Origin of the sequence: Arthrobacter sp. EM1 (assembly GCF_029964055.1) — a bacterium.
Lineage (GTDB): Bacteria > Actinomycetota > Actinomycetes > Actinomycetales > Micrococcaceae > Arthrobacter.
In genome coordinates this window covers 171,083-195,945 of record NZ_CP124836.1, presented here as the reverse complement: position 1 = coordinate 195,945, position 24,863 = coordinate 171,083, and the positions used below count along the sequence as shown (strand labels likewise).

Here is a 24,863-nt window from a genome sequence, read left to right as displayed (position 1 = left end):
CCGCACACTAGCTGGAGCCGGTTGCGGCTGCCGCCAGGCCGTCGATGCGCTTTTGCCGGGTGGCCGGCGAGTCGAGGCTGAAGGCGCGAAAGTCGCCCAAGTCCGCACGGATCCACTCCTGAACTTCGGCGATCCGCCGGATCACGGCAGCCGTAGGCCGGTGGAACAGCCACGGCACGATCCGTTCCTTCCCGGGATCGTACTGCCAGAGTCCGATGATCCGGCCCCGGTCGAAAATCGGGTGATCCGGAAGGTCCGCCTGAAGGGCAAGCGAACCCCTTGTTATCAGGTGCCGGTCCTCCTCGGCCAGCATTTCCGCCGCGTTGCGCCGCAAGAGCGTCAGTGAGTCGGTTCCGGCGAGCAGCTGGATCTGCTCGCCGGCTGGCTCCTCGAAGGCCGCTAGGCGCCCGACGTCCGCGGGCAGCATCCACAGCGCCTCGCCGGCGGCAGTGGCTACTTCCGCCGCGCCCGCTGCCGCAAGCGCCGCCTTGCTCTGGGCCACTGTAAAAGCCGTGAACCATTGTGACTGCTTGAACGTGGCCCCTCCGGTCCAGCCGAGGTAGCGACGGATCAGTTCGGTGCGGGCTTCGTCATCGTCGATCTGGCCCGGCGGCAAATTCCACAGGTCATAGGCGTAGCGCTGCTGGTCCAGTCGTCCGTTGGCCGGAACCCGGCGAATCCGCCCCTGCGACTGCAGGATTCCCAGGGCCGTGGGCAGCGTGGTGGCGGCGCCCTTCTTTTTGCCTTCCTCGCCGAGGTTCCGCACCGAATCGCCCAACTCCTCCTTGAGCTGCCGGGGGTCCATCGGGGCTGCTGCCTCGGCCAGGGTATGGAGCACCTGCTCCTCCAGCAGTGTGATTTCGCCGCGGTCCACGCCGAGCCTGCCGAGCACCTTGACCGCGGAGTCGGCCGCATCCCGGCCGAGCCGCAGCGCCCACGCAAAGTCGTCCCGGCCCATAACGTAGGTGCAGCCGCGCGCAGCCGGGAGTTCCAGGATCCGGCGCGCCAGGACATCGGCGTCCGCCTGTTCGCGGCGGATTCCAGCCCGGGCAAAGAGTGCGAGGTAGGGGTTGGCGCCACCCACGGAGCGGGCCCATCCGGCCCGGGCGAACACCTGCTCCGCGGTACAGCCGGTCAACGAGCCGTCCAGTCCCTGCTTGTGCCAGGCCCACGCGCGCAGCCGCTCCCGGGTGAGGGTCCCGGCCGGCGGCGTGTTCGCCGGAGGTGGCTGCGTAGAAAGTGGCTGCGAAGTAAGTGGCTCGGGGGTCATGGGGTCATTGTCCCCCTGCCGATGCGGCAGGGGAATCTTCCACGGCAGGCATTTTCCGGCGGTCCGGCCGTCGGCGGCCCGGCCGGACGCTCCGGTTTCAGCATTTCACCCGGACCGGCCCCTGGCATCCCAGCCGGGCCGACCGTTCCCCTCAAGAAACCTGAAGATGTACAACATCCCCGGTAAAACCCCCTCGCCGGGGTTGACAAGGAGCAGGCTGCCAGACAGTGTCAAGCATGGTTATTCCATTTATTGGATAAAACAAGGGAGATCCATGAAAAAGAAGGCTCGCGCCGCTTTGGCCCTCATAACGGCCTGCGGTTTGGCATCGATCGGGGTTGTAGCCTCTTCGGCCCCCGCCAGTGCCGCCAACTTGGGGCACTGCTCATCATTGACCCTCGACAGGGTCTCGTACTTCCCAAACCATGATTACGTGGTTGGCTCCTGCGTTCCCCCCAACAAGGGCCCGGGCGCTCGACTTATGCTTCGCGTCGAATGCCACGTGACCGGCTGGAGGAACGTGTACGTCACGCTCAACTATGGGGCGTCGTTCCGCGTCGACTCCGGGTGTGGAGGATGGGGCGCCCGCCAGGTTACCTACAGTCCAACCTAAGGAACAACTTGATGAAAAAACTTCGTACACTCACGGCCTCCCTCGGGACCGCGGCCCTCAGCGCAATGTTCCTTATTGGTGCACCGGCACCAGCAATGGCCGGCGTTGGTGGATGCTCATCGCTGGCTGCCGACGGGCAATACATCGTGGGCAGCTGCACCGCCAACAACCCCGGCCCCAACGCAACGATCACCGTGGCTCATTCTTGCTTCGGCCTAAAAAACGGCGCAAGCATCCGCAAGACGATCACCGTGGGCTACGGATCATCCTTTAGGGTGAAATCTTCGTGCTGGACCTGGGTCACACAACTGGATCGCGTGGGGTAACGTCCAGGCCAACAAAAACGAGGTGGCACTGCCCCCGTCGGACACTCGACGCTCGCCTGCCGCGTGCGGCAGGCGAGCGAATAGTAGTTTCCAAAAACCAATTGATCGACACGATGGAGATTGAAATTGAAACGTAAACTGATCGCTTTCCTGGCTGCCCCTGCGGCGGCCGCGGCGGTATTTATTGGTGGAGCGCTGCCAGCACAAGCGGCCACGCCCCGGGTGTCTTATTACTCATCCCTTTCCCAGTGTTCCCAGGCTGCCGACTACTTCAGTCAGCGCGGCACAATCGTGCAGTTTTGTACCGCCGATGTCTACATAAACGGGAAGCCGTCCAGGTGGCGATTGATGTACAACCTGTAGGAACCGGGTCACCCGGCACATTGGCGTTGAACCAGCCTGCGATGATCACAAAGTACGCGGGCGGTTAGCCTCGTAAGCCTGAATCACGCAGATGCGGATTGGACGCCAGGAACCCGGAGCGCGGCAGGCACGCCGGAGGCAGGGAGCGTTAAGCTGCACCCTGCTTTCGGTCGTCGCCGGCGTCCGGGCCAGCCTCGAAGTCGAGCGTGTAGCTGGCCCACGCGTCGGGGGTTTCGCGCAAGGTAACGTCCAGCCCGGCGAGCTCTCGCCCGTCCGCGCCGGTGCGGATCCTGGCCGCTACGGCGTCGGCTATGTACTGGGCCAGGGCCTCGGTGGTGCTGAGCCTGCCGGCAAAATCAGGGTGCTCGTCAAGGTTCTTGTAGTTCAGGCCGTCAAGGATGGAATCCAGCACGGTGCCGGCGTCGCCAATATCCACAACGATCGAGTCACCGTTCAGGGTGCGACGGCGGAAGGTCACTTCCGTGACGAAAGTGGCGCCGTGCATCCCCTGGGCGGGCCCGAAGGCAGGGCGCGGGAGGCTGTGGGCGATCATAAAGTTGCGGCGGACGGTCAGGCTGAACACGGATTTACCTCGTGGCTTCTGTGGGGGCTGGCTGTACGGATTTGCTACGCACTCGCCGGGTATTCAATAACATGGCAGAGCGCGTCCAGTACGCCGTCGGAGAGCTGCTGGACGACGTCGGGCAGCTGCGCGAGCGGGGACGAGCCGGTGAGGAACACCTCGAAGGCGGGATCGCTCAGCAGAGCGACGGCGAGCCGCAGCCGGTCGGCGTTGGTGCGGCGGTGCCGGCGCGCGCGGGCCACAACGCCCACCTGGCTGGCGCGGATGGACAGCCTGCGGGCGTGGAAATCTTCGCCCAGCGGGACGCTAACTTTACGGTCGGCGTACCAGGACATTTCGATGACGTCGCCGTCGTCGCCCGCGAGCTGCAGGGCTCGCCCGAGGCCCGCTTCCGAAGCGGAGCAGTGGATAACGATGTCGCAGTCGCCCCGGGCATCGTCCGGGTGGCTGAACTCCACGCCGAGCGTCTCGGCGAACGCCCGCTTGGCCGGGTCGACGTCGATCAGCTGCAGCCGTCCGAGCGGGAAGGAGCCCAGGAGCTTGGCCACCATGCCGCCGACGAGGCCGGCGCCGATGACGGCGACGCGGTCACCCAGGCGGGGACCGGCCTCCCAGATCCCGTTGATCGCGGTCTCGACGGTGCCGGTCAGCACGGCGCGGCGGGCCGGCACGTCCGCCGGAACCACGGTGAGTGACTCCACCGGGACGATGTACAGGTCCTGGTGCGGGTACAGGCAGAATACCGTTTTGCCCGCCCAGTCCGCAGGGCCCGCCTCAACGACGCCGACGGAGAGGTAGCCGAACTTCACCGGGGACGGGAAGGAGCCTTCCTGGTTAGGGGCGGCCATTTCCTCCGCCACGCACTCCGGCACGCGGGCGTTGTGGACCACCAGCTCGGTGCCCTTGCTGATGCCGGAGTAGAGGCTCCGCACCAGCGCCTCGCCGGGCCCGGGGGCCGGCAGGTCCTCGCGCCGGAGCTCGCCCTTTTCCAGGCCGACCGTCCAGTAAGCGGTGGCGGTTCTCTGCTGCGGTGGTTGCTCGTCTGAATTGCTCATCCTGCTGACGAATCTAGTCCCCTACCCATGCGCGGGGAAGCCCGGGCCATCCCGGGCGCGCCGCCGCCAGCGGTCCCCGGGGCGCCGCTGGGTGATCTGCCGGGGTGCCGTTTTGTGCATCAGCGCTTGGCTCCGGTAACCTATTCAGGTTGGTGACGTGTCCGAGCGGCCGAAGGTGCAACACTCGAAATGTTGTTTGGTGAAAGCCAACGTGGGTTCAAATCCCACCGTCACCGCGAATGAGAAAGGCCCTGCTTCCCTGGTAAACAAAGGGAAGCAGGGCCTTTTGCTGTGACCTGGATGGACTCATCGGCAAAGACCTGGCAATACTGGCGTCCTTGCCGCTAGGACGTTTCCGCCGCCGGACGACCCGTACCTGCAATCGGGCCGAGGACTCGATCTGCGCGCAATCGGCTTCGTTCTGGGCGGCTTGAAACAGCCAGCCGGCTATCACCGGTTGCCGCGGCCAGCTCCAGTCCGGAGCGCGCGTTCGAGCAGGACCAGCCGGGCGGCCCAGAACACGAACAGGAAAGCACCAGCTGCCAGGAGCAAAGCGTCAGGCCAGCTGAAGCCCCGCTCCAGCAGCCGGAACCATGCCGGGCCGGCAACCGTCGTCGAAACGAAGATCCCCAGCCACCCTGCCAGCCGCGTGCCATAGCGTTCGGTTGGCGTCTTCTCCATCAGTCCCCCTGCATGATTGAAGTACGATGCCGCCCTTGCGGGCTGTCGACGACACGATGCCTAGCCCATCGATCTCGTCCAGTGTTGCCACAATGGCCGCACAGGACTGCGGTGAGCCGGCCTGGGTCTCGCCGCGCCAAAACACCTGCTGCAGTCGGTCGCATCAGTCCACAGAGAATCTTCAGGAGGGTCGACTTCCCGGCCCCGTTCGGACCGAGCAGACCGACACACTCGCCCCGGCCAATACCGAAGGTCACTCCTGCGATGCCTGTTTTCTGTCCATACCTCTTTTCCAGGCCTGTCACTGAAACGATTGGTTGCGCGGCCATAGGATTAGCTCCGCTCCCGCAGGAGTCCGATGAAAACCCCGAGCACAACCAGCAGGATCAGGCCGACAGCCAACGTAATGCCCAGGAGGACGGGCTGGGTGCCAGTCACGGCCAGCATCGCGGTCAGGCCGCCCAGCGTGGCTACGAGGGCACCAAGTACGGCGATAAGGGGGATGGTTGCCTTGCCTTGCGTCATTCGCATCGTCGCTCTTTTCTGCAATTTGATGTCGTGGGAAATGCCTGTGGGGGCGGAAATAAGACTTCCACCCCCACAGGGACAATCATTTCTAGGTGATGGCTACGCCGATGCCGATCCCGCCGTAAACAAGACCGTCGCCAACAACTGCGCCTACGCCTACTCCGGCAACCCATTCGCCCCATCCGGGCGCGTCGATCTCTTCAGGCTGCTCAATCTGAGCGAGTCGGTTCTCCACAGTCCTTAACTCCCCTCAGAAGTAGCAGGATGCAATTGTCCATTCGCTGGACAAAAAGAGAATATAACAGACCGAACGTGAAGCCTTGCCGCAGCAGGGCCGACACTCCTCATGTGACTTGCAGTTCACCGGGGAGCATGAAGTAATCCTGACGCCAACGGAGTGGGAGCTGCCGAAACTTGGAAGGCGCGAGGATTCCGGCCTAGCCCGGGCCCCGGAATGATGCCGCTGCCATGGCCATCCGGCCGTAGAAACCCCAACCGGTTCAGCCTTCAGCGAAACTACGCACTGCGCGGCTCAGCCCAGCCGCGATCGTGGGGAATGTCGCGGAATCGGCGGTACGGCCCGGTGCCGCCGTCGAGAATTGCGTAGGTGTCCGCGCGGGTCGCGAACGACAAAACCGAACTTCTCGACCTTATTGCCACGGTTGCGAAGATCGCCGACGGAGGGGAGCTCTGATGGGCCACGGATCTGAACGCTGGCGTTGCGGCGCCGTTGGCCGCACACGCGCAGCAGCTGCTCTGCATCCCCGGACAGGTCGCACACCATGCGGCCGCGACCTATCTCGGAGCTGGCAAAACCGACGCGAAGCCTCCAACCGGCTTGTGCTGCGGATCAGGATCAGATCAGCGCTAACCCGCAGCTGCCCACTGCCCGTCGAACGGATCTGATGTGCGCCCGGGATCCTTGCTGGCGCCCACGCCTAGCCCGCCGGGTGCGCGACGTCCTCCAGCACCGTCCGGTCGAAGAAGCGGATCTCGCCGGTTTCCGGGAAATACACGGGAACAACAGAAGTGCTGGGGTCCTTCGAAGTTTCGTAGATTTCGGGGGCACCGCCGTGCCTGCGGGCAATGGTTCCGACCAGGTCCGTACCGCGGACCTTGACGGTCCGGTATTTGTAGCTCATGCGGGCTCCTTAGGTGAGGTGGGACACAGCCTACTCCCCGCCGTCGGGCCGGCACGGGCCGAGCCGGCCGGCGCCGGCGACACCGTCGGGTGCGTCGCGGAAGAATACCCGGCCCGCACTGGGGCACAATGCGTCTATGACCAATGACGCTCCACGCCCGGTCTACTTTCTTTCGGACAGTACGGGCATCACCGCAGAAACGCTCGGCAACACCCTGCTGACTCAATTCCCCGAGAACCTTTTTGACCGCATCACGGTCCCGTTCATCACCACTGTCGACCAGGCCAGGGCCGTCGTCAAAGTCATCGACAACCTAGCCTCCACCGGACTGCAGCCAATCGTCTTCTCCACCGCCGTCGGCAGCGACATCCGCCAGGCCCTGGGCACCTGCAACGGGATCATCGTGGACCTCATCGGCACGCACGTCGGGCAGCTGGAGCGGGCCCTCGGAAGCGAAGCCAGCGGCGAACCGGGCCGGGCCCACGGCCTGGGCAACGCCGCCCGCTACCAGTCCCGGATGGCCGCCGTCGAATACGCAATGGAGCACGACGACGGGCAGAGCCTGCGTGCGCTCGAGAAAGCCCAAGTGATCCTGGTGGCGCCGTCGCGCTGCGGCAAGACCCCCACCACCATGTACCTGGCGCTGCAGCACGGCATCTTCGCCGCCAATTTCCCGCTGGTGGACGAGGATTTTGAACGCGAAGGCCTCCCCAAACCGCTGCGTCCCTTCGTGTCGAAGTGCTTCGGCCTCACCACCAACCCGCTCCGGCTGAGCCAGGTCCGCACCGAACGCCGCCGCGGCTCGCCCTACGCGTCGCTGCGGCAGTGCGGCTTCGAGCTGCGCAGCGCCGAGCGGCTGTATGTCTCGCACGGGATCCCCTACCTGAATTCGGCCAGCGTGTCCGTCGAGGAAATGGCCGCCACCATCCTCCAGAAAATGAACCTTAAACACTAGGCCGTCGATTCACCAGTGTTGCGTGGGCCACATCAGCTGGAACCACCGGCGCGGACCTGTCACTGTGGACAGGAATTGCGCCATCAACTGGCTGCCGCCCAAAGCGGGCCGCGGCACCGATTGCCACCATCTGCAAAGGAGCAGCAACCATGACGACAGACATCCTGTGGTTCTCAGAACTCGGCCTCAAAGATCTGGACCGGGTGGGCGGCAAAAACGCCTCCCTCGGCGAGATGGTGCAGAACCTGACCTCCGCCGGCGTCCAGGTGCCTGACGGATTCGCGACGACGGCAGATGCCTACCGCAGCTTCCTGGCCGGCTCCGGCCTGGACCAGAGGATTGCCGACCGGCTCGTCGGCCTGGATACCGATGACGTGACGGCGTTGGCAGCCGCGGGCCAGGAAATCCGGACCCTGATGCGCGAGACGCCCTTCCTGCCGGGCTTTGAAGCCCAGATCCGCGCCGCATACCAGGCGCTTGTGGAAAAGCACGGCGGCTCCGACGACCTTTCCTGGGCGGTCCGCTCCAGCGCGACGGCGGAAGATCTTCCCGATGCCTCCTTCGCCGGGCAGCAGGAGACGTTCCTGAACGTCCGGGGCATCGAGAACATCCTGGTGGCCATCAGGGATGTCTTCGCGTCCCTCTACAACGACCGGGCCATCGCCTACCGGGTGCACCACAAGTTCGAGCACGCCGAAGTGGCGCTCTCGGCCGGCATCCAGCGGATGGTGCGTTCCGACGTCGGCGCTTCCGGCGTGATGTTCACAATGGACACCGAATCCGGGTTCCAGGACGCTGTCTTCGTCACCTCCTCCTACGGCCTCGGCGAGGCCGTCGTCCAGGGGGCCGTCAACCCGGACGAGTTCTACGTGTACAAGCCCGCCCTCGAGGCAGGGCGCCCGGCCATCCTCAAGCGCGGCCTGGGTGAGAAGGCCCTCCAGATGACGTACACAAGCAACCGCGAAATCGGGCACACCATTGACTTCGTTCCGGTGGAGGCGTCCCTGCGGAACCGCTTCAGCCTTGACGACGACGACGTCGAACAGCTCGCCCGGCACGCAGTCGCGATCGAAAACCACTACGGACGGCCCATGGACATCGAATGGGGCAAGGACGGGATCGACGGCGGCCTGTACATCCTGCAGGCACGCCCGGAGACCGTGCAGTCCCGGCGCACCTCCGGCAGCCTGAGCCGATTCCGGCTGAACGGCTCCGGCCGGGTGCTGGTCGAGGGCCGCGCCATCGGCCAGCGCATCGGGGCCGGCCGCGTCCGGATCCTCACCGCGATTGACCAGATGGCGGCGTTCAAGACCGGCGACGTCCTTGTCGCGGATATGACCGACCCGGACTGGGAACCGATCATGAAGCGCGCCTCCGCCATCGTGACCAACCGCGGCGGACGTACCTGCCATGCGGCCATCATCGCCCGGGAACTGGGGATTCCCGCCGTCGTCGGCACCGGTGGCGCCACCGACGCCCTTTCCGACGGCCTTGAGGTCACCGTCTCGTGCGCCGACGGCGAGACCGGCCTGATTTACGAAGGGATCCTGGACTTTAGCGTCGAGGAAACCGAGATCACGCAGCTGCCCGAAGCGCCGGTCAAGGTCATGATGAACGTCGGCACCCCCGAGCAGGCTTTCACCTTTGCGCAGCTGCCCAACCACGGGGTGGGCCTGGCCCGGCTGGAATTCATCATCAACCGCCAGATCGGCATCCACCCGAAGGCACTGCTGAACATGGCCGACCAGCCCGCGGACGTGCTGGCGGAAATCAAGGAGCGGATCGCCGCCTATGGCAGCCCGCGCGAGTACTACATCAAGCGCCTCGCCGAGGGTGTGGCGACCATCGCTGCGGCCTTCGCACCGGAACCGGTGATTGTGCGGATGTCCGACTTCAAGTCCAACGAGTACGCGAATCTCCTCGGCGGACCGGCCTACGAGCCGCACGAGGAGAACCCGATGATCGGGTTCCGCGGCGCCTCGCGGTACCTGGAGCCGTCCTTCCGGGACTGCTTCGACCTCGAGTGCGAGGCCCTGTCCTTTGTCCGGAACGAGATGGGCCTGACCAACGTGAAGTTGATGATCCCGTTCGTGCGCACCGTCGATGAGGCCAGCGGCGTGATCGACCTGCTCGCAGAGAACGGCTTGCGCCGCGGCGAAAACGGCCTGGAAGTCATCATGATGTGCGAAATTCCGTCCAACGCGCTGCTGGCCGATGAGTTCCTGGACTACTTTGACGGCTTCTCCATCGGCTCCAACGACATGACCCAGCTGGCACTGGGCCTGGACCGGGATTCCGCGATCGTCGCCGGCAGCTTCGATGAGCGCAACCCCGCCGTGAAAAAGCTGCTCAGCATGGCCATCAAGGCCTGCAAGTCGCGCGGGAAGTACGTCGGCATCTGCGGCCAGGGCCCGAGCGACCACCCGGACTTCGCCGAATGGCTGGTCGAAGAAGGCATCGATTCCGTCTCGCTGAACCCCGACACCGTTGTGGACACCTGGCTCCGGCTCGCCGGCGCCGCCGCAACGTCGCCGGCCGCGGCGAGCTAAGGTTCTTGCGCCAGGGCCGCGGGATGGGGTTTCGCGCCTCCCCCGCGGCCACGCGGAGTCATGACCGACCAGCAGAAGACCTGGCACGCGAAACACCAAGCCGCACCCACCCAGGGCCAGCGCGCCGGCGACACCGAGGGCCTCGAGGGCCTCGAGGGCCTCGACCCAGGCGGCGCACAGCATCGCCGGCGCTGGGCACCGGCGCTGGACGCTTGCACAAGACGGAACCGGCGTCACCGTCAATTGGTCCATTGAACGGTGGCAGCCACCCGGGGTTAGCTTGGAATCATCACCGTTCCGCACCAATGACGTTCAGGACACCTCGTGACTTTGCAGCAAGATCGGGCCAGCGGCGCCCCCCGGCTTTGGACCGACGTACCACCCGGAGGCCTGCTCAAAGACCTGGCGGTTGACGAATTGTGCCCTGACGACTGCCACTTCTGCTCAGGACCCGAAACGGACTGACGCCGGCCGGTTCCGGGGCGCCCAGCGCTTTTCGCAGCCCGGTAGAATCCGCCGGTAGAATCGGGGGACAACCCGCAGCCGGCAACGCCCGCGGGAGCAACCATGGCCGCCGCTGGTGAAGGGAGTGTTCTGTGCGCACAGCCGCCCGGGCACCATTCCACGCCCTGCGTTCCGCCATGGTGGCGCTCACCATCCTGTCCCTGGCTGCGGGCGCGCACACGCTGGCCGGCGGACAATTGCCGGTCTCCGGCATCCTGCTGGCCCTCCTGGCCCTGACCGGGCTGGCCGCCACCACCGCGACCCGGCTCAAACTGAACCTGCCGGCACTGGCCGGGCTGTTGGGTGCCGGACAGTTGCTGCTGCACGAGGCCTTCACGGCTTTGAGCCCCCAGGCCTTGGGCGGATCTGCGTCCGGGCCGGCCGGCCCCGCCGCGCCGCACCATCTTGCGGCGATCCCGCACTTCCTCGGCCCTGAGCTGCAGACTGCCTCCACCGGCACGGCGGCCGAGGCCCCGTTCGTTTCGCTCCTGATGTTGGCCGGCCATGCCCTGGCGACTCTGCTCTGCGCTGTCCTGCTCGCCCGCGGTGAAGACGCCCTGTGGTCCCTCGCGGCCTGGCTGCGTCCCCTGCTCCGGCTCCCCGCGCCCGTAACGCCCGACGCCGTTGCGGTTCCGGCTGTTACCGGCTGGCCCGCGGAGTGCGCACCGCTGCCGTGGCGGAACCTTCGGCGCGATAGCAGCCGCGGACCCCCCGCCGCCGTCGTTGTATTTTCCTGACTCCTTTCCCGGCCGCGGCCGCGACCGGCCCCCACCAGCGGGTCCGGATCATAAGCAGCGCCGCGCCACCCCCATTTTTGTGCGCCTGCCGCTGTGCTGCGCGCAGGCCTGAAAGGCAACCCCTGTGAAGACCTCCTCCACCTCTGCCATCCGCCGCACCCTCTCCGGAACGGCCGTGGCCGGCGGAACCGCCGCGCTGATGCTTGCCGGCATCTCCGGCGCTTCCGCGCACGTCGGAGTCACCCCGGACACGACGGGCGCCAACTCCTACGCCTTGCTGACCTTTGGGATCCCGCACGGCTGCGACGCGTCCGGCACCACCAAAGTCACCATCACCCTCCCCGCCGAACTCAACGACGCCCAACCCACGGTCAATCCCAATTGGACGGCCGCCAAAGTCACCGAACAGCTGGCCGAGCCGAAAAAGCTCGCAGACGGCTCCTCCATCACCAAACGCACCAGCCAGATCGTCTACACCGCCAAAGCCCCGCTGGATCCGGCCTTCCGCGACGCCCTGGTGCTTTCGGTCAAACTGCCCGACGCTGCGGGCAAGACCCTGTACTTCCCGACGCTGCAGAACTGCGAGGTCGGCCAGACGGACTGGTCGCAGCTCCCCGCCGAGGGGCAGGACCCGCACGCGCTCAAGGCGCCGGCGCCGTCCGTAACGGTCACGGTGGCCGCTGCGGCCGACGGGCACAGCGCCCACGCCGCCAGCGCCTCCGACGCCGCGCCGGAGGCGGTCCAGGCCGCCGCGGTGAACGACGACGGAGCCCAGGCCCGCAGCTGGGCTGGACTGGTGGCAGGCGTCGGCGGGCTCGCCCTCGGCGGACTCGCCCTGGCCCGCAGCCGAAGCAACACCCCGGCACCCGTTCGCACCCCGGCGCCCGCTTCCGCGGCCAAGGAGTAGCTGACCCACGATTGATGCCCGGAAATCACAATCCGGGCATCAATCGGACAGCGCTGCCGTGGCGTCGTTGACTCAGGCAACATCGGGCGTGAAGGTGGTGCCATGACGGCTCAGCGAATCAACACCAGACTGGTATTTACGACGGCAGCGGCCGCGGCGGCACTCCTCCTCGCCGGCTGCGGCACCGGAACACCGCAGTCCCAAACGTCCAGCACTCCGGCGTCCTCCCCGGAAACCTCCGCCAGCCAGTCGGCCGGGGCGGCAGCTACCGCCCCCGCCCCCTCGGCCTCGGCCTCGGCACCGGCACCTTCCACCCCCGCGGGCCCGGGCTTGTGCAAGGCCGCCGGCCTGACCGCCACGACCGATGCCACCGGCGGCGGCGCGGCCGGCAGCGTCTACATGCAGCTGATCCTGACGAATTCCGGCACCGAACCGTGCCGGCTGGTGGGCTTCGCCGGCGTCTCGCTCACCGCCGACGCGAACGGTGCCCCGATCGGCGCCCCAGCGGCGCGGGACGAGTCCACGCCCTCCGCCGAAGTGCTGCTCGCACCGGGACAGGCCGGAACCGCCACCCTGCGCTACACGCAGGCCCGCAACTACTCGGACTGCACCCTCGTTCACGCGGCGGGCTTTCGGGTCTACCCGCCCGAGGACACCGCGTCCTTGTTTATCGCCGAACCACATGACGCCTGCAGCAACGCCGGCATCAACGTGCTGACCATCGGGGCGTTCACCGGCAAGTAGCCCCACCGCACCGCGTGACTCCCAGCAGCCGGTGCTGCGCCTAGTCGGTGTCGCCGAGAACGGCCCAGCCGTAACCGTCCAGGGTAAGAGTGCCGCGGTCCGGATGCTTCCCGCCCCGCCCCGCCAGTAACGCGGCGGCCGAGGCGGGCACGGACACTTCCACGGGAGCGCCCGAGAGGTTCAGGGCTACCGTGAGCGAACCGCCGTCTCCGCTGGCCTCATAGACGAGGTGTTCGTTGCTGATTGTGAGTACCCTGGTGCGCGCGGAGTGCAGCCACGCGTGCCGGCGTCGGAGGCTGATCAGTTCCTGGTGCAGGTGGTAGACCGGCCAGCCAAGCCCGGCGAGCTCTGCCGGGGTGCCCGGGAAGGCCGGCCGGACCGCGTCGTCTCCTCCAGCCCGGTCCTCCTTAACACCGCGAAAGGCCTGCTCGTCGCCGTAATAGATCGACGGTGTGCCGCCCACTGTGAGGAGCACCGCCAGTGCCAGCGGCAACTGCTCCGGATCCGTCAGCCGGCTCGCCAGCCGGGTGACGTCGTGATTGCCCACAAACGTCAACGGGGTAAAGGTCGCCAGGAAGCCGTTGTGCCGCTCCAGCGCAGCGGCCAGTTCGTAGAAGTTGCCGTCATTCAGCGAACTCCACACGGCCTTCCAGAGTTCGTATTGGGTGACGGCATCGAGGGTACTTGCCTGCACTTCACGGGCATAGTCGCCGTGGATATATTCACCCACGAAGTACGCGTCCGGATAGTCACTGCGCACCTGCGCCAGGACCGGTTTCCAGAACGACGGCGGCACGGCATACGCCGCGTCCAGCCGCCAACCGTCCGCTCCGCGCCCCAACCAATGCTTCATAACGTCCGCGACGAACTCGGCAACCTGGGGTTCCTCGTGGTTCAGCGCGACCAGGTGATGGTGGCCTTCGAAGTCCTTGTAGCCCGGCTCGACGCCGGGGGCCCAGCCGGCTTCGGGCCAGTCCAGCCGGAACCAGGAACCGGTGGGTGCTGCCGGACCGTCGGCAAGAACCTGCCGGAACGGCCCGAAGCTGCGCCCGGTGTGGTTGAAGACGCCGTCGAGCAGGACCTTCAAACCGCGGGCGTGGGCCTGGGCAACCAGTTCGTCGAAGTCGTTGTCGTCGCCCAGCCGCGGATCGATGCGGTAATAGTCAGTCGTGTCGTAGCCGTGCGATTCGGAGGCGAAGACCGGGCCGAGGGCCAGCCCGGAAGCCCCCAGCTCCACTGCGTAATCCAGCCAGGCGTGCAACCGGTCCAGGCGGTGGACCACCGGTTCCGCGGCTGTGCCTGCTGCTGCGTCGGCGCCGGTGAAACCCAGCGGATAAACCTGCCACCAGATTGCGTGCTGTACCCAGGTCGGCTCACTCATCAGGCATACCCTCTCTGTCAGTGCGGTGGAATCGACCGCGGGGCCAATCGGCCCTAAAGTCTTTCCGAAGTATCCGGCAGTTGCTCCGTGAACAGGCTAGGCCTGCGCAGCACGTCGCCGCGGCCACCACCAAGATTGCAGCAAGAAGGACGAGTATTAGCTCGATCAGGATACCTTCTGGGCCCTTGCGGCATTCGTCGGTGACGATATTGTCGGAGGCCTCACGGCGCACGGGAGCCGCCTGGTTCACGAATTACGTGAGCAGGCCGCGGCCGCAGGCATCCACGAGGTTTTCGTCCCGGCCTCAGCCTGCTGAGCATCGCGGTCGCTGAGGCGATGCCGGGGCCGCCCGTGACTGTCGGTGCCGTAGGGCATGATGGAGGAATGAAGGGGCAGGAGCTCGCTGGCGGCACACTCGCGGCGGAGGCCATGGACCGGTTCAGCCGGCCAACCCGGGACTGGTTCCTGGGCGCCTTCACCGCGCCCACACCCGCCCAGGAAGGGGCCTGGAACGCGATTTCCTCCGGCGCGCATGCCCTCGTCGTCGCCCCCACCGGTTCCGGCAAAACACTCGCAGCCTTTCTCTGGGCACTCGACCGCCTGCTCGTCGCGGCCCCCGCTGAGCCCGAGGGGCTGCCCGGCCTTGACGCTGCTAAAGGCGCCCGCCGAAAGACGCCCAAACGCAAAACCCGGGTGCTCTACATCTCGCCGCTCAAGGCGCTCGGCGTCGACGTCGAACGCAACCTGCGCGCACCGCTGATCGGCATCACCCAGACCGCCAAACGCCTTAACCTGCCCGCACCGCTGATCACCGTGGGCGTCCGGTCCGGTGACACCCCGGCCTCGGAGCGACGATCGCTGCTGGGCAACCCCCCGGACATCCTCATCACCACCCCCGAATCCCTCTTCCTGATGCTCACGTCCAAGGCCCGGGAGACCCTCAGCGAGGTGGACACCATCATCGTCGACGAGGTCCACGCCGTCGCGGGCACTAAACGCGGTGCCCACTTGGCAGTGTCCCTGGAACGCCTCGACGCGTTGCTCCCTAAACCCGCCCAGCGGATCGGGCTCTCGGCCACCGTGGAACCCAAGGAGTTGGTGGCACAGTTCCTCGCCGGCTCCGCCCCGGTGGAAATTGTGGCTCCGCCGTCGAAAAAGACCTGGGACTTGACGGTCTCCGTCCCGGTGGCGGACATGTCCGACCTGCAGGGCGCTGCCGGCGCGTTCGACTCCGGGCCGGCATCCGGGCTGCAGCCCCAGGCATCGATCTGGCCGCATGTGGAGGAGAAGATAGTGGACCTGGTGCTGGCCAACCAGTCCACCATTGTGTTCGCCAATTCCCGCCGGCTCGCCGAACGCCTCACGGCCCGGCTCAACGAGATCCACGCCGAGCGGCAACTGATGGCCGCCGGCGGCGGCTGGGACGGTGCCGCCGTCGGGACGCCCGCTTCCACCGCGACGCCGGCGCACATGATGGCCCAGGCCGGCAGCACCGCCGGCGCCGATCCGGTCCTGGCCCGCGCCCACCACGGCTCGGTCTCCAAGGACCAGCGGGCCCTGATCGAGGACGACCTGAAATCCGGCCGGCTGCGCTGCGTTGTTGCCACGTCCTCCCTTGAACTGGGCATCGACATGGGGGCAGTTGACCTCGTGGTGCAAGTTGAGTCCCCGCCGTCCGTGGCCAGCGGGCTCCAGCGGGTGGGCCGCGCCGGTCATCAGGTCGGGGAAATCTCCCAGGGTGTGCTCTTCCCCAAGCACCGTGCAGATCTGGTGCACACCACCATCACGGTGGAGCGGATGCTGGCCGGCAAAATCGAACGCCTCTACGTCCCCGCGAATCCGCTGGACATCCTGGCCCAGCAGACCGTCGCGGCCACGGCACTGGAGCCCATCGAAGTGGAGGAATGGTTCTCCACGGTCCGCCGGTCGGCGCCGTTCGCCTCGCTCCCCCGCTCCGCCTTCGAGGCCACACTGGACCTGCTCGCCGGCCGGTATCCCTCGGACGAGTTCGCGGAACTGCGGCCCCGGATTATCTGGGACCGCAATGCCGGCACCATCGAGGGCCGGCCCGGAGCCCAGCGGCTGGCTGTCACCTCCGGCGGCACCATTCCGGACCGCGGGCTTTTTGGCGTCTACATCATCGGCACGGAAGTCGAAGGCTCCGGCTCCCCGGGTTCCGCGAGCGGCGACGGCAGGGCGGCCAGCCCGGCCGCCGCCGCAGCCAAGGGTGGCCGCCGGGTCGGCGAACTCGACGAAGAAATGGTGTACGAGTCCAGGGTCGGTGACGTGTTCGCCCTGGGCGCCACCAGTTGGAAGATTGAGGACATCACCCATGACCGGGTCCTGGTCTCTCCCGCCTTCGGCCAGCCGGGGAAGCTCCCTTTCTGGAAGGGCGACTCCCTCGGCCGGCCGGTGGACCTGGGCCGCGCCCTGGGCGCGTTTGTCCGCGAACTGTCCGCGTCCGACGTCGGACCGGCCACGGAACGCTGCAAGGCCAGCGGCCTGGACGATTTCGCCGCCAACAACCTCATCCAGTACCTCGCCGAGCAAAAGCTGGCCACCGACGTGGTCCCCAGCGACACCACGCTTGTGGTGGAGCGCTTCCACGACGAACTCGGCGACTGGCGGGTGGTACTGCACAGCCCCTTCGGCATGCCGGTGCACGCGCCGTGGGCCCTCGCAGTCGGGCAGCGCCTGCACCAGCGTTACGGGATGGACGGCTCCGCGATGGCGGCCGATGACGGCATCGTACTGCGTGTGCCCATGATGGACGACGAGCCCCCCGGCGCTGAGCTGTTCATGTTCGACCCGGAGGAACTTGAACAGATCGTGACGGCGGAGGTCGGCGGCAGCGCCCTCTTCGCGTCCCGGTTCCGTGAGTGTGCCGCCCGGGCACTGCTGCTGCCCCGGCAGAACCCGGGCAAACGGCAGCCCCTGTGGCAGCAGCGGCAACGCTCCGCCCAGCTGCTGGACGTGGCGCGGAAATACCCCACCTTCCCGATCGTCCTCGAGACGGTCCGGGAATGTCTCCAGGACGTCTACGACCTCCCGGCACTCAAGGACATCGCCGCGTCCATCGAGCGGCGCGAGCTGCGGATCCTGCAAACCACTACGCAGCAGCCCTCCCCCTTCGCCAAGTCCCTGCTGTTCGGCTACGTCGCGCAGTTCCTCTACGAAGGCGATTCCCCGCTGGCCGAGCGCCGGGCTGCGGCGCTGGCGCTGGATTCGACCCTGCTCAACGAACTCCTGGGCCGGGTCGAGCTGCGTGAACTGCTCGACGCCAAGGTCATTGACGACACGGAGCAAGAACTGCAGCGCCTCGCCCCGGATCGGAAGGTCCGCGGGCTGGAGGGGGTTGCGGACCTGCTCCGGCTGCTGGGCCCGCTGACCGCGGGGGAGGTCGCCGCCCGCCTGGAAGCCGCGGCAGGGCTTGAAGGATCGGTCGCCGAGCCGGTGGCCGACGCTGTTGAGGCTCCGGTTGCCGATGCCACCGCACACCTTGTGGCGCTCCAACGCGCCAACCGCGCCATCAAGGTCAACGTCGGCGGTACCGAGCGGTATGCCGCGGTGGAGGATGCCGCCCGGCTGCGCGACGCCATCGGCGTCCCGTTGCCGATGGGCGTGCCGCTGGCCTTCATCGAGCCGGTCGCTGACCCTTTGGGCGACCTCGTCTCCCGCTTCGCCCGAACCCACGGGCCGTTCACCTCCGCCGAGGCCGCCGCCCGGCTGGGACTCGGAGTCGCCGTCGTCGCTACGGCGCTGAAGCGGCTCGCCGCGGACGGACGGATAGTGGAAGGCGAATTCCGCCCGCACGCCGCACCACCGGCGGCACCGGCGCAGGAGGCCGACGGCGGGACGCAGGCAACCACGGCCCCGTCGCTGGCCGGGGTCAGTGAATGGTGCGACGCCGAAGTCCTGCGCCGGCTCCGCCGCCGCTCGCTCGCCGCACTCCGCGCCGAGGTCGAGCCGGTGGACGCCGCCGCCTACGGCCGCTTCCTGCCCGCCTGGCAGAACGTCCGCGTCCCGGGCAAGCGCGGGCAGTCGGCGCTGCGCGGACTGGACGGGATCATCACCGCAGTCGACCAACTCTCCGGCGTGCCCATCCCGGCCTCAGCCTGGGAACCCCTGATCCTCGCCAGCCGGGTATCCGACTACCAGCCCGCCATGCTCGATGAGCTTATGGCGGCCGGCGAAGTCCTCTGGTCCGGAGCAGGAGCGCTCCCCGGCAACGACGGCTGGGTCAGCCTCCACCTGGCCGATTCGGCCGAACTGACCCTCAACCCAGCCATCGACTTCGAGCCCGGGGACGCGCAGCAGCGGCTGCTGGACTACCTGCGCAACAACGGCGGCGGCTACTTCTTCCGGCAGCTCTCAGACGTAGCCGGCGGCATGGACACGGTGCTCAGCGACCAGGACGTCGTCTCCGCACTCTGGGACCTGGCCTGGGCGGGCCGGATCACGGGCGACACCTTTGCCCCGGTACGGGCGATGATCGCCGGCGGCCACACCGCGCACCGGCAGGTCGCCCGCGCCCCACGGGCCCGGGCCCCCAGGCTGAGCCGGCTGGGGCGCTCCCACGGCACCGGGTTGCTCGGGTCCCCGGGGCTGACCGGCGGCCGGTACGGCTCCGCCAGCGGCACCGCCCCCACTCCCCCGCTGGCCGCCGGCCGCTGGTCCGCCCTCCCCGCTCCCGAACTTGATGCCACCATCCACGCCCGGGCCACCGCGGAACTCCTGCTGGACCGGTACGGCGTGGTCACCCGCGGCTCGGTCATGGCGGAGAACATCCTGGGCGGCTTCGGCCTGATGTATAAGGTCCTGGCGCGGCTGGAGGAAGCCGGCCGCTGCCGGCGGGGTTACTTTATCGAGCACCTCGGTGCGGCGCAGTTCGCCGTTCCAGCGACCGTGGACCGGCTGCGCTCATACGCCGAGGACACCCAGCTGCACAAAGCCGAGCCGGTGGCGTTGGCCCTGGCCGCGACGGACCCGGCCAATCCCTACGGCGCCGCGCTGCCGTGGCCCGCGCTCAACGTCGAAGCGGGAACCGGCCACCGCCCGGGCCGAAAAGCCGGCGCCCTGGTGGTCCTGGTGGACGGCGCCCTGGCGCTGTATGTGGAACGCGGCGGCAAGACCCTGCTGGCCTTCAGTGCGGACACCGAGGTTCTGGCTGCGGCCGGCGCGGCCCTGGTCAGCGTGGTGACCCGCGGCGCGGTGGACAAACTGATTATGGAAAAGGTCAACGGCCACGGCATCCTCGACACTCCCATCGCTGCCGCCCTGGCCCACGCCGGGGCCTACTCCACACCCAAGGGACTGAGGATCCGTGCCTGAGGGCGATTCGGTCTTCCGCGCTGCCGCGCAGCTTCAGGCCGCACTGGCCGGACAACAACTGATCTCCTCCGACTTCCGGGTACCGCGGTTCGCCACCCTCAAACTTGGCGGCTGGACCGTAACCGAGGTGGTGCCAAGGGGCAAGCACCTGCTGATGCGGCTGGAGGCCCCGGCGCGGCCACACGGCGCTGGCCCGGCCGGACCGGAGCGGCTAACCATCCATTCCCATCTCAAAATGGAGGGGGCGTGGCAGGTCTACCCTCCGGGCGGGCGCTGGCGCAAGCCGGCATTCACCGCGCGTTGTGTGCTGCGCACCGCCGCGGCCGACGTTGTTGGATTCTCGCTCGGAATCCTCGAGGTGGTCCGCAGCTCTGAGGAAGCCGCCGTCGTCGGCCACCTTGGCCCGGATCTGCTCGGTCCTGACTGGGACATGGCCGAGGCGGAGCGGCGGATCAGTGCAGCGCCGGACGTCCCGATCGGCGTCGCCCTCCTGGACCAGCGGAACCTTGCCGGGATCGGCAACATCTACCGCTGTGAGGCCTGCTTCCTCTCCGGCGTTCACCCGGCGGCACCCGTCTCGGCCGTGCCTGACATTGCGGCCCTCATCGCCGACGCAAAGCGCCTGCTGGAGGCCAACCTGGGCCCTGGCCGACGAACCACCGTCCTGAACCGGCGCGGCGCCACTGTGGGCCGGACCGCCGGGCTGCCCGGCTACTGGGTCTACCGGCGCGAGCACCAGCCATGTTTGAAGTGCCGGACTCCGCTGCGGCGGGGGGTCCTGGCTACGGCCACCGGTGCCGAGGAGCGCGATATCTACTTCTGTCCCTCGTGCCAGCCGATGCCGATCCCCGGCTAGCTACGCCCGGGATGCGGGGGCGCCGCCCCGGCCGCCACCATCGGCGGGCCCGGCACCGTCAACTCCGGCACGGTGAACCGGGGCAGCAGCAGTTGAACCAGCGGACCGATAGCCAGGGCGTAGAGCACGGTCCCGATGCCGACGGAACCGCCGAGCAGCCAGCCCGCGGCCAGAACTACGATTTCAATTCCGGTCCGGGATGTCCGCACCGACCATCCGGTCCGCCGGGCGAGGCCGGTCATCAAGCCGTCGCGGGCGCCGGGACCGAAGCGGGCACCGATATAGCAGGCCGAGGCGATGCCGTTGAGCAGCACGGCGCCGGCAAGCATTCCGGCCTGCCCGCCGAGGTGGCTGATCTGCGGGATCAACGCCAGCCCGACGTCCGCGAAGACGCCCACCAGTACGGCGTTGCACAGCGTGCCGATGCCCGGCCACTGCCGGAGTGGAATCCACAGGAGCAGCACCAGAAAGCTGACAATGATGACCACAGTGCCGATGCTCAGCCCGGTCTTCAGGGCCAGGCCCTGGTGGAATACATCCCAGGGGTCCAAGCCAAGGCCGGCGCGGATGAACATGGCCAAGGATACGCCGTACATGGCGAGGCCGATTAGAAGCTGGAGGATCCTGCGCGTCATCATGGAGCCATCCTCCCGGAAAACTGGCCTTGCAATCCAGAGCCAGTTTGAAATACTGGCTCTATGTCCGGTTCGCTGAATTCAAGCTCCCTGACCCGTTTGCTGGGCGACTGGAACCTTGGTGCCGCCCCCGCCTACCGGGAACTCGCCGACGTCGTACGCCTCCTGGTCCTTGACGGCCGCGTGCCGCTCGAAATAGCCCTCCCCAGCGAACGGGCGCTGGCCTCGACACTTGGGATCAGCCGGACCACCGTTACCGCCGCCTACTCGGTGTTGCGCGAACAGGGCTTCCTCAGCAGCGGGCAGGGCAGCCGCGGCCGTACGTGCATCCCGCGGGCCAGCCAGGTTGGCGGCGGCGGCGGGACGAATCTCAGCGGCGCACCGGGCCTGGCCGTCCCGGACGGGATTCTCGACCTTGCCTACGCCTCGCTGCCGGCCAGCGGCGAGGTGGTCCACCGGGCCTTCGCCTCAGCCCTGACCGAGCTTCCGGCGCTGCTGCCGGGCTTTGGGTACGACGCCCTCGGTGTCAGGCCGCTGCGGGAAGCTATCGCCAGGCATTACGCTGCGGCCGGTGTGCCCACCACTGCAGCGCAGATTCTCGTGACATCCGGGGCACAGCACGCCCTGAACGTGGTGCTGAGTACCCTGGCCAGCCGGTCTGACAAGGTCCTCGTGGAGCATCCGAGCTACCCCAACGCGATCGACGCCATCCGGGCCGCGGGTTGCCGGCTGGTACCGGTGGCCATGCCCGCCGTCGAGCCGGGAAGGGACTCCGCGCCGTTTTCCGCTGGACGGCCCGGGTGGGACCTGGCGGCGATCGAGTCCGCGCTGAGGCAGCAGTGGCCCGCGATGGCCTATGTGGTCCCGGACTTCCACAACCCCACCGGGCGGCTGATGTCGGATTCCCAGCGCCGCAGGCTGGTCCACGCCGCTGCCGCCGCCGGCACCGTTCTTGTGGTCGATGAAACGCTTCGGGCGCTGAACCTGGACGGAATCGAGACTGCCCCGGTGGCGGCTTTCAGCCCCGCCGTCGTCTCCATCGGTTCCCTCAGCAAGTCGCACTGGGCCGGTTTGCGGACCGGCTGGATTCGCGCTGACGAGTCCCTGATCCAGCGCTTCGCCGCCGCGCGTACCACCATGGATCTGGGCGGGCCGGTTGTGGAACAGCTCGCGGCGGCCCACTTGGTCAACGCGCTCTCCGAGCCGCTCCCGGCACGGCTGGCCTCACTGCGCGGCAACCGGGACACGCTGCTGGACCTCATCGCAGGACGCCTGCCGGGCTGGCAGAGCGAACGGCCCGACGGCGGGCTGTCCGTGTGGTGCCGCCTCCCGGCCCCGATCAGCACCGCCCTTGCCGTGGTGGCCCCCGACTTCGGCATCCGGCTCGCGGCCGGCCCGCGTTTTGGTACGGGTGGGGCGTTCGAGAGCTTTCTTCGGGTGCCGTTCACCCTGCCCCCGGAACAGCTCGAAACCGCTGTGGCGGCGCTGCGTGCAGCCCAGGACCGGCTGGAGGCCTCCCCACAGTTGCGGCGCAGCCCTGGCGCCGTGCCCGCCGCCGCCCTCGCCTGATCCGACCCCGGTGAGGTCAAACGATGGCGCGCTGCAGGCCAGCCCCGCGTCGCGGATCCGCTAGGGGCAGACCTTCTCGAGGAAGCCGCCCCAGGCCCTTGCCGCAGCCGCGGAGTCCTTGCCGGCGCTGAAGTCGTGGACAGTCATCCCGGCACGATGATTTCGAAGTTCCGCTTGTCGTTCATTGTCCTGCTCATTAGCTGAGGAGGTTTTGGGTGATGCCGTCGGTGGTGTCCTGAGCGACGGGTGAAGTGCGACGACGAGGCGGTGCCTGCGCCCGCCGCCCGCAGTGGCGCCGGGCCTCGGTCCGCCGTCGTGGTATTTGCCCACGAGCTGGGTCACGGTGACGCCGAGTTCCTCGGCGAAGTTGCCGCGGCGGCCGGGTCTTCGATCATCGGCTGCGGGCCGGTGTGCCGAGTTCGCCGGAAGCTCCCGGGGTCGCCGGAAGCTTACGGCGACCCCGGGCGCTTCCGGCGACCTCGTGCCCGGCCCGAACCCCGGCAAAGTAGAATGGACCGGTGATGCAATCCCCCCTGCCCGTGCGCGACGGCGTCAATGCCACCCGGCTCCGCCTCCCGGACGAGGGGCCGTGGGACACCGCGATGGACTACATGATGCACCGCTGGGGCCACATCGATCCACAGGGCATTGAAGACCGTTTCGACGCCGGCGAGATCGTGGGTGCGGAGGGCGTCCCCCTGGACCGGGCCACCCCGCTGCGGAACCACACGTTCATCTGGTACTACCGCACCCTGCCGCCCGAAGTCCGGATCCCGGTGGAACTAAGCATCCTGCATCAGGACGAGCATCTTTTGGTGGTGGACAAACCGCATTTCCTGCCCACCACCCCCGGCGGGACCTACATTCAGGAGTCCGCGCTGGTCCGGCTCCGGAACCAGCTGAACCTCCCGGATCTTATTCCCATGCACCGGCTGGACCGCATGACTGCCGGCATCCTTCTGCTCTCCACGAACCCGCAGACCCGGGGAAAGTACCAGGTGCTCTTCGAGAAACGCCAGGTCCAGAAGGAATACGAGTGTGTGTCTGCGGCCGAGCCTGCACCCGGGTACCCCGCCGTCGAATTCCCCGTGGTGGTCCGGAACCGGATGACCAAGTCCCGCAGCTACCTGCTCGCCGAAGTAGTCGACGGCGAACCCAACGCCGAGACCAGGATTGAGCGGCTGCGGACCTTCGACGGCCCCGCCCCGAAAGCGCCCGACGCCGGCACTCCTCCCAGCTCCGCCCTGCGCCGTGCGCTGTACCGGCTGGAGCCGCACTCGGGAAAAACGCACCAGCTCCGGGTGCACATGGCCTCGCTGGGCCTCGGAATAGTCAACGACGCCTTCTACCCGGATTTGCTGGCGAAAGCCCCGGACGACTACTCGAAGCCGCTCCAGCTCCTCGCCCGCGGAATCCGGTTCGTGGACCCAATCACCGGGGAGCCGGTGGAGTACCGCAGCGGACTGGAGCTCAGCGAGGACTGCTAGCCGGCTTGGGGGGTGCCGGTAAGGCAGAGTGATCCATATGGACCAAAAATCTGACTTGCACGGATACCTTCGAATTCGACGCACGGACCTTCTCGCCAAACTCGACGGCCTGGGCGACTACGACGTCCGCCGTCCGCTGACTCCAACCGGCACAAACCTGCTTGGACTCATCAAGCATGTCGGCAGCGTGCAGTTGGGGTACTTCGGGGAGGTGTTCGGCAGACCCAGCAATCGAGTTGTGCCGTGGCTCGGCGCCGATGCGCCTGCGGACGCCGACATGTGGGCCGCCGACGGCGAGACCCGGGCCGAGATCATTGAGTTCTTTGAGTTCTCGGGCCGCCACAGCGACGCCACGATCGAGACACTCGCTCTCGATGCGCACGGAGACGTGCCGTGGTGGACTCCGGAGCGCCGCCGGGTAACCCTGCATCAGATCCTGGTTCACATATGTGTTGAGACCGCCCGCCATGCCGGTCACGCCGACATCCTCCGCGAACTAATCGACGGCACCGCAGGGAACGGCCCGCAGGACCCGAACGTGCCGTCCCGCACAGCGGAGCAATGGGCGGCATACCGGTCAGAACTTGAGGCTGTGGCACGCCGGGCCGGCGCCCATTGACCCGCCTGGTAAACGGGCGTCCGGGCCG

Annotated in this window: 21 protein-coding genes, 1 tRNA gene and 1 pseudogene; 13 read left to right on the top strand and 10 right to left on the bottom strand. The window is 67.6% G+C overall.

Annotated features, from left to right (window positions below; all coding sequences use genetic code 11):
- Positions 1–7: 7 nt before the first annotated feature.
- Positions 8–1,270, bottom strand: coding sequence for a crosslink repair DNA glycosylase YcaQ family protein (locus QI450_RS00945; RefSeq protein ID WP_226773686.1), 1,263 nt, complete (start codon positions 1,268–1,270; stop codon positions 8–10).
- A 624-nt stretch (positions 1,271–1,894) separates the two neighbouring features.
- Here QI450_RS00945 and QI450_RS00940 point away from each other — a divergent pair.
- A complete protein-coding gene (locus QI450_RS00940; protein ID WP_226773687.1) occupies positions 1,895–2,209 on the top strand; it encodes a hypothetical protein in 315 nt (104 codons plus the stop codon).
- Positions 2,210–2,720: 511 nt separating this feature from the next.
- Here QI450_RS00940 and QI450_RS00935 read toward each other — a convergent pair.
- Together QI450_RS00935 and QI450_RS00930 are read right to left on the bottom strand one after the other, a co-directional pair.
- Entirely contained in the window at positions 2,721–3,155 is a 435-nt protein-coding gene (locus tag QI450_RS00935; RefSeq protein WP_226773688.1) for a 6-carboxytetrahydropterin synthase, read from the bottom strand.
- 44 nt (positions 3,156–3,199) lie between these two features.
- Positions 3,200–4,210, bottom strand: coding sequence for a zinc-binding alcohol dehydrogenase (locus QI450_RS00930; protein ID WP_226773689.1), 1,011 nt, complete (start codon positions 4,208–4,210; stop codon positions 3,200–3,202).
- 151 nt (positions 4,211–4,361) lie between these two features.
- On the opposite strand from QI450_RS00930, the gene QI450_RS00925 reads away from it, so the two are divergent.
- Positions 4,362–4,446 (top strand) — tRNA-Ser (locus tag QI450_RS00925).
- Positions 4,447–4,660: 214 nt separating this feature from the next.
- On the opposite strand, the gene QI450_RS00920 is transcribed toward QI450_RS00925, so the two are convergent.
- From QI450_RS00920 to QI450_RS00910, 3 genes are all read right to left on the bottom strand, one after another.
- Complete coding sequence (locus QI450_RS00920; protein WP_226773690.1) at positions 4,661–4,891, bottom strand: hypothetical protein; 231 nt, start codon at positions 4,889–4,891, stop codon at positions 4,661–4,663.
- A gap of 333 nt (positions 4,892–5,224) precedes the next feature.
- Positions 5,225–5,422, bottom strand: a complete 198-nt coding sequence (locus QI450_RS00915; RefSeq protein ID WP_226773692.1) for a hypothetical protein — start codon at positions 5,420–5,422, stop codon at positions 5,225–5,227.
- 85 nt (positions 5,423–5,507) lie between these two features.
- Positions 5,508–5,654 (bottom strand): hypothetical protein, encoded by a 147-nt coding sequence (locus tag QI450_RS00910; RefSeq protein ID WP_226773693.1) that lies wholly within the window; start codon positions 5,652–5,654, stop codon positions 5,508–5,510.
- 360 nt (positions 5,655–6,014) lie between these two features.
- Between QI450_RS00910 and QI450_RS00905 the strand changes: the two are divergent.
- A pseudogene (locus QI450_RS00905) lies at positions 6,015–6,245 on the top strand (IS110 family transposase); the annotation flags it as partial.
- Positions 6,246–6,357: 112 nt separating this feature from the next.
- On the opposite strand, the gene QI450_RS00900 reads toward QI450_RS00905, so the two are convergent.
- Positions 6,358–6,561 carry a hypothetical protein gene (locus QI450_RS00900; RefSeq protein WP_226773694.1) on the bottom strand — a complete coding sequence of 68 codons (204 nt, stop codon included), beginning with the start codon at positions 6,559–6,561 and terminating at the stop codon, positions 6,358–6,360.
- Between the two features lie 136 nt (positions 6,562–6,697).
- On the opposite strand from QI450_RS00900, the gene QI450_RS00895 reads away from it, so the two are divergent.
- The 5 genes from QI450_RS00895 (at position 6,698) to QI450_RS00875 (ending at position 12,957) form a co-directional block, all read left to right on the top strand.
- Positions 6,698–7,516: a pyruvate, water dikinase regulatory protein gene (locus QI450_RS00895; protein ID WP_226773695.1), complete on the top strand. Its 819-nt coding sequence runs from the start codon at positions 6,698–6,700 to the stop codon at positions 7,514–7,516.
- 149 nt (positions 7,517–7,665) lie between these two features.
- Positions 7,666–10,065 (top strand): phosphoenolpyruvate synthase, encoded by a 2,400-nt coding sequence (gene ppsA, locus QI450_RS00890; protein ID WP_226773696.1) that lies wholly within the window; start codon positions 7,666–7,668, stop codon positions 10,063–10,065.
- 596 nt (positions 10,066–10,661) lie between these two features.
- The gene (locus QI450_RS00885) at positions 10,662–11,306 is read left to right on the top strand and encodes a hypothetical protein (RefSeq protein ID WP_226773697.1); all 645 of its coding nucleotides are present in this window, start codon (positions 10,662–10,664) and stop codon (positions 11,304–11,306) included.
- Between the two features lie 124 nt (positions 11,307–11,430).
- The gene (locus QI450_RS00880; RefSeq protein WP_226773698.1) at positions 11,431–12,213 is read left to right on the top strand and encodes a YcnI family protein; all 783 of its coding nucleotides are present in this window, start codon (positions 11,431–11,433) and stop codon (positions 12,211–12,213) included.
- Between the two features lie 102 nt (positions 12,214–12,315).
- The gene (locus QI450_RS00875; RefSeq protein ID WP_226773699.1) at positions 12,316–12,957 is read left to right on the top strand and encodes a DUF4232 domain-containing protein; all 642 of its coding nucleotides are present in this window, start codon (positions 12,316–12,318) and stop codon (positions 12,955–12,957) included.
- Positions 12,958–12,997: 40 nt separating this feature from the next.
- Here the strand turns inward: QI450_RS00875 and QI450_RS00870 are convergent, their stop codons facing one another.
- Positions 12,998–14,338, bottom strand: coding sequence for an alpha-amylase family glycosyl hydrolase (locus QI450_RS00870; protein WP_253031296.1), 1,341 nt, complete (start codon positions 14,336–14,338; stop codon positions 12,998–13,000).
- A 384-nt stretch (positions 14,339–14,722) separates the two neighbouring features.
- On the opposite strand from QI450_RS00870, the gene QI450_RS00865 reads away from it, so the two are divergent.
- Positions 14,723–19,669, top strand: coding sequence for an ATP-dependent helicase (locus QI450_RS00865; RefSeq protein ID WP_282468074.1), 4,947 nt, complete (start codon positions 14,723–14,725; stop codon positions 19,667–19,669).
- On the top strand, positions 19,662–20,525 hold the full coding sequence (locus tag QI450_RS00860; RefSeq protein WP_226774504.1) for a DNA-formamidopyrimidine glycosylase family protein: 864 nt from the start codon (positions 19,662–19,664) through the stop codon (positions 20,523–20,525). The genes QI450_RS00865 and QI450_RS00860 overlap by 8 nt, the downstream gene beginning before the upstream one ends.
- Here the strand turns inward: QI450_RS00860 and QI450_RS00855 are convergent.
- Positions 20,522–21,163 (bottom strand): hypothetical protein, encoded by a 642-nt coding sequence (locus QI450_RS00855; RefSeq protein WP_348994524.1) that lies wholly within the window; start codon positions 21,161–21,163, stop codon positions 20,522–20,524. The two genes, QI450_RS00860 and QI450_RS00855, sit on opposite strands and share 4 nt — an antisense overlap.
- Before the next feature lie 60 nt (positions 21,164–21,223).
- Here QI450_RS00855 and QI450_RS00850 point away from each other — a divergent pair, with 60 nt between their 5' ends.
- The gene (locus QI450_RS00850; protein ID WP_226774503.1) at positions 21,224–22,729 is read left to right on the top strand and encodes a PLP-dependent aminotransferase family protein; all 1,506 of its coding nucleotides are present in this window, start codon (positions 21,224–21,226) and stop codon (positions 22,727–22,729) included.
- Positions 22,730–22,789: 60 nt separating this feature from the next.
- Here QI450_RS00850 and QI450_RS00845 read toward each other — a convergent pair whose 3' ends face one another.
- Complete coding sequence (locus QI450_RS00845; RefSeq protein WP_226774502.1) at positions 22,790–23,071, bottom strand: hypothetical protein; 282 nt, start codon at positions 23,069–23,071, stop codon at positions 22,790–22,792.
- 179 nt (positions 23,072–23,250) lie between these two features.
- Here QI450_RS00845 and QI450_RS00840 point away from each other — a divergent pair, with 179 nt between their 5' ends.
- Together QI450_RS00840 and QI450_RS00835 are read left to right on the top strand one after the other, a co-directional pair.
- Entirely contained in the window at positions 23,251–24,216 is a 966-nt protein-coding gene (locus QI450_RS00840) for an RluA family pseudouridine synthase (RefSeq protein ID WP_226774505.1), read from the top strand.
- Between the two features lie 37 nt (positions 24,217–24,253).
- Positions 24,254–24,835, top strand: coding sequence for a DinB family protein (locus QI450_RS00835; RefSeq protein WP_226774501.1), 582 nt, complete (start codon positions 24,254–24,256; stop codon positions 24,833–24,835).
- The last annotated feature ends 28 nt before the right edge of the window (positions 24,836–24,863 follow it).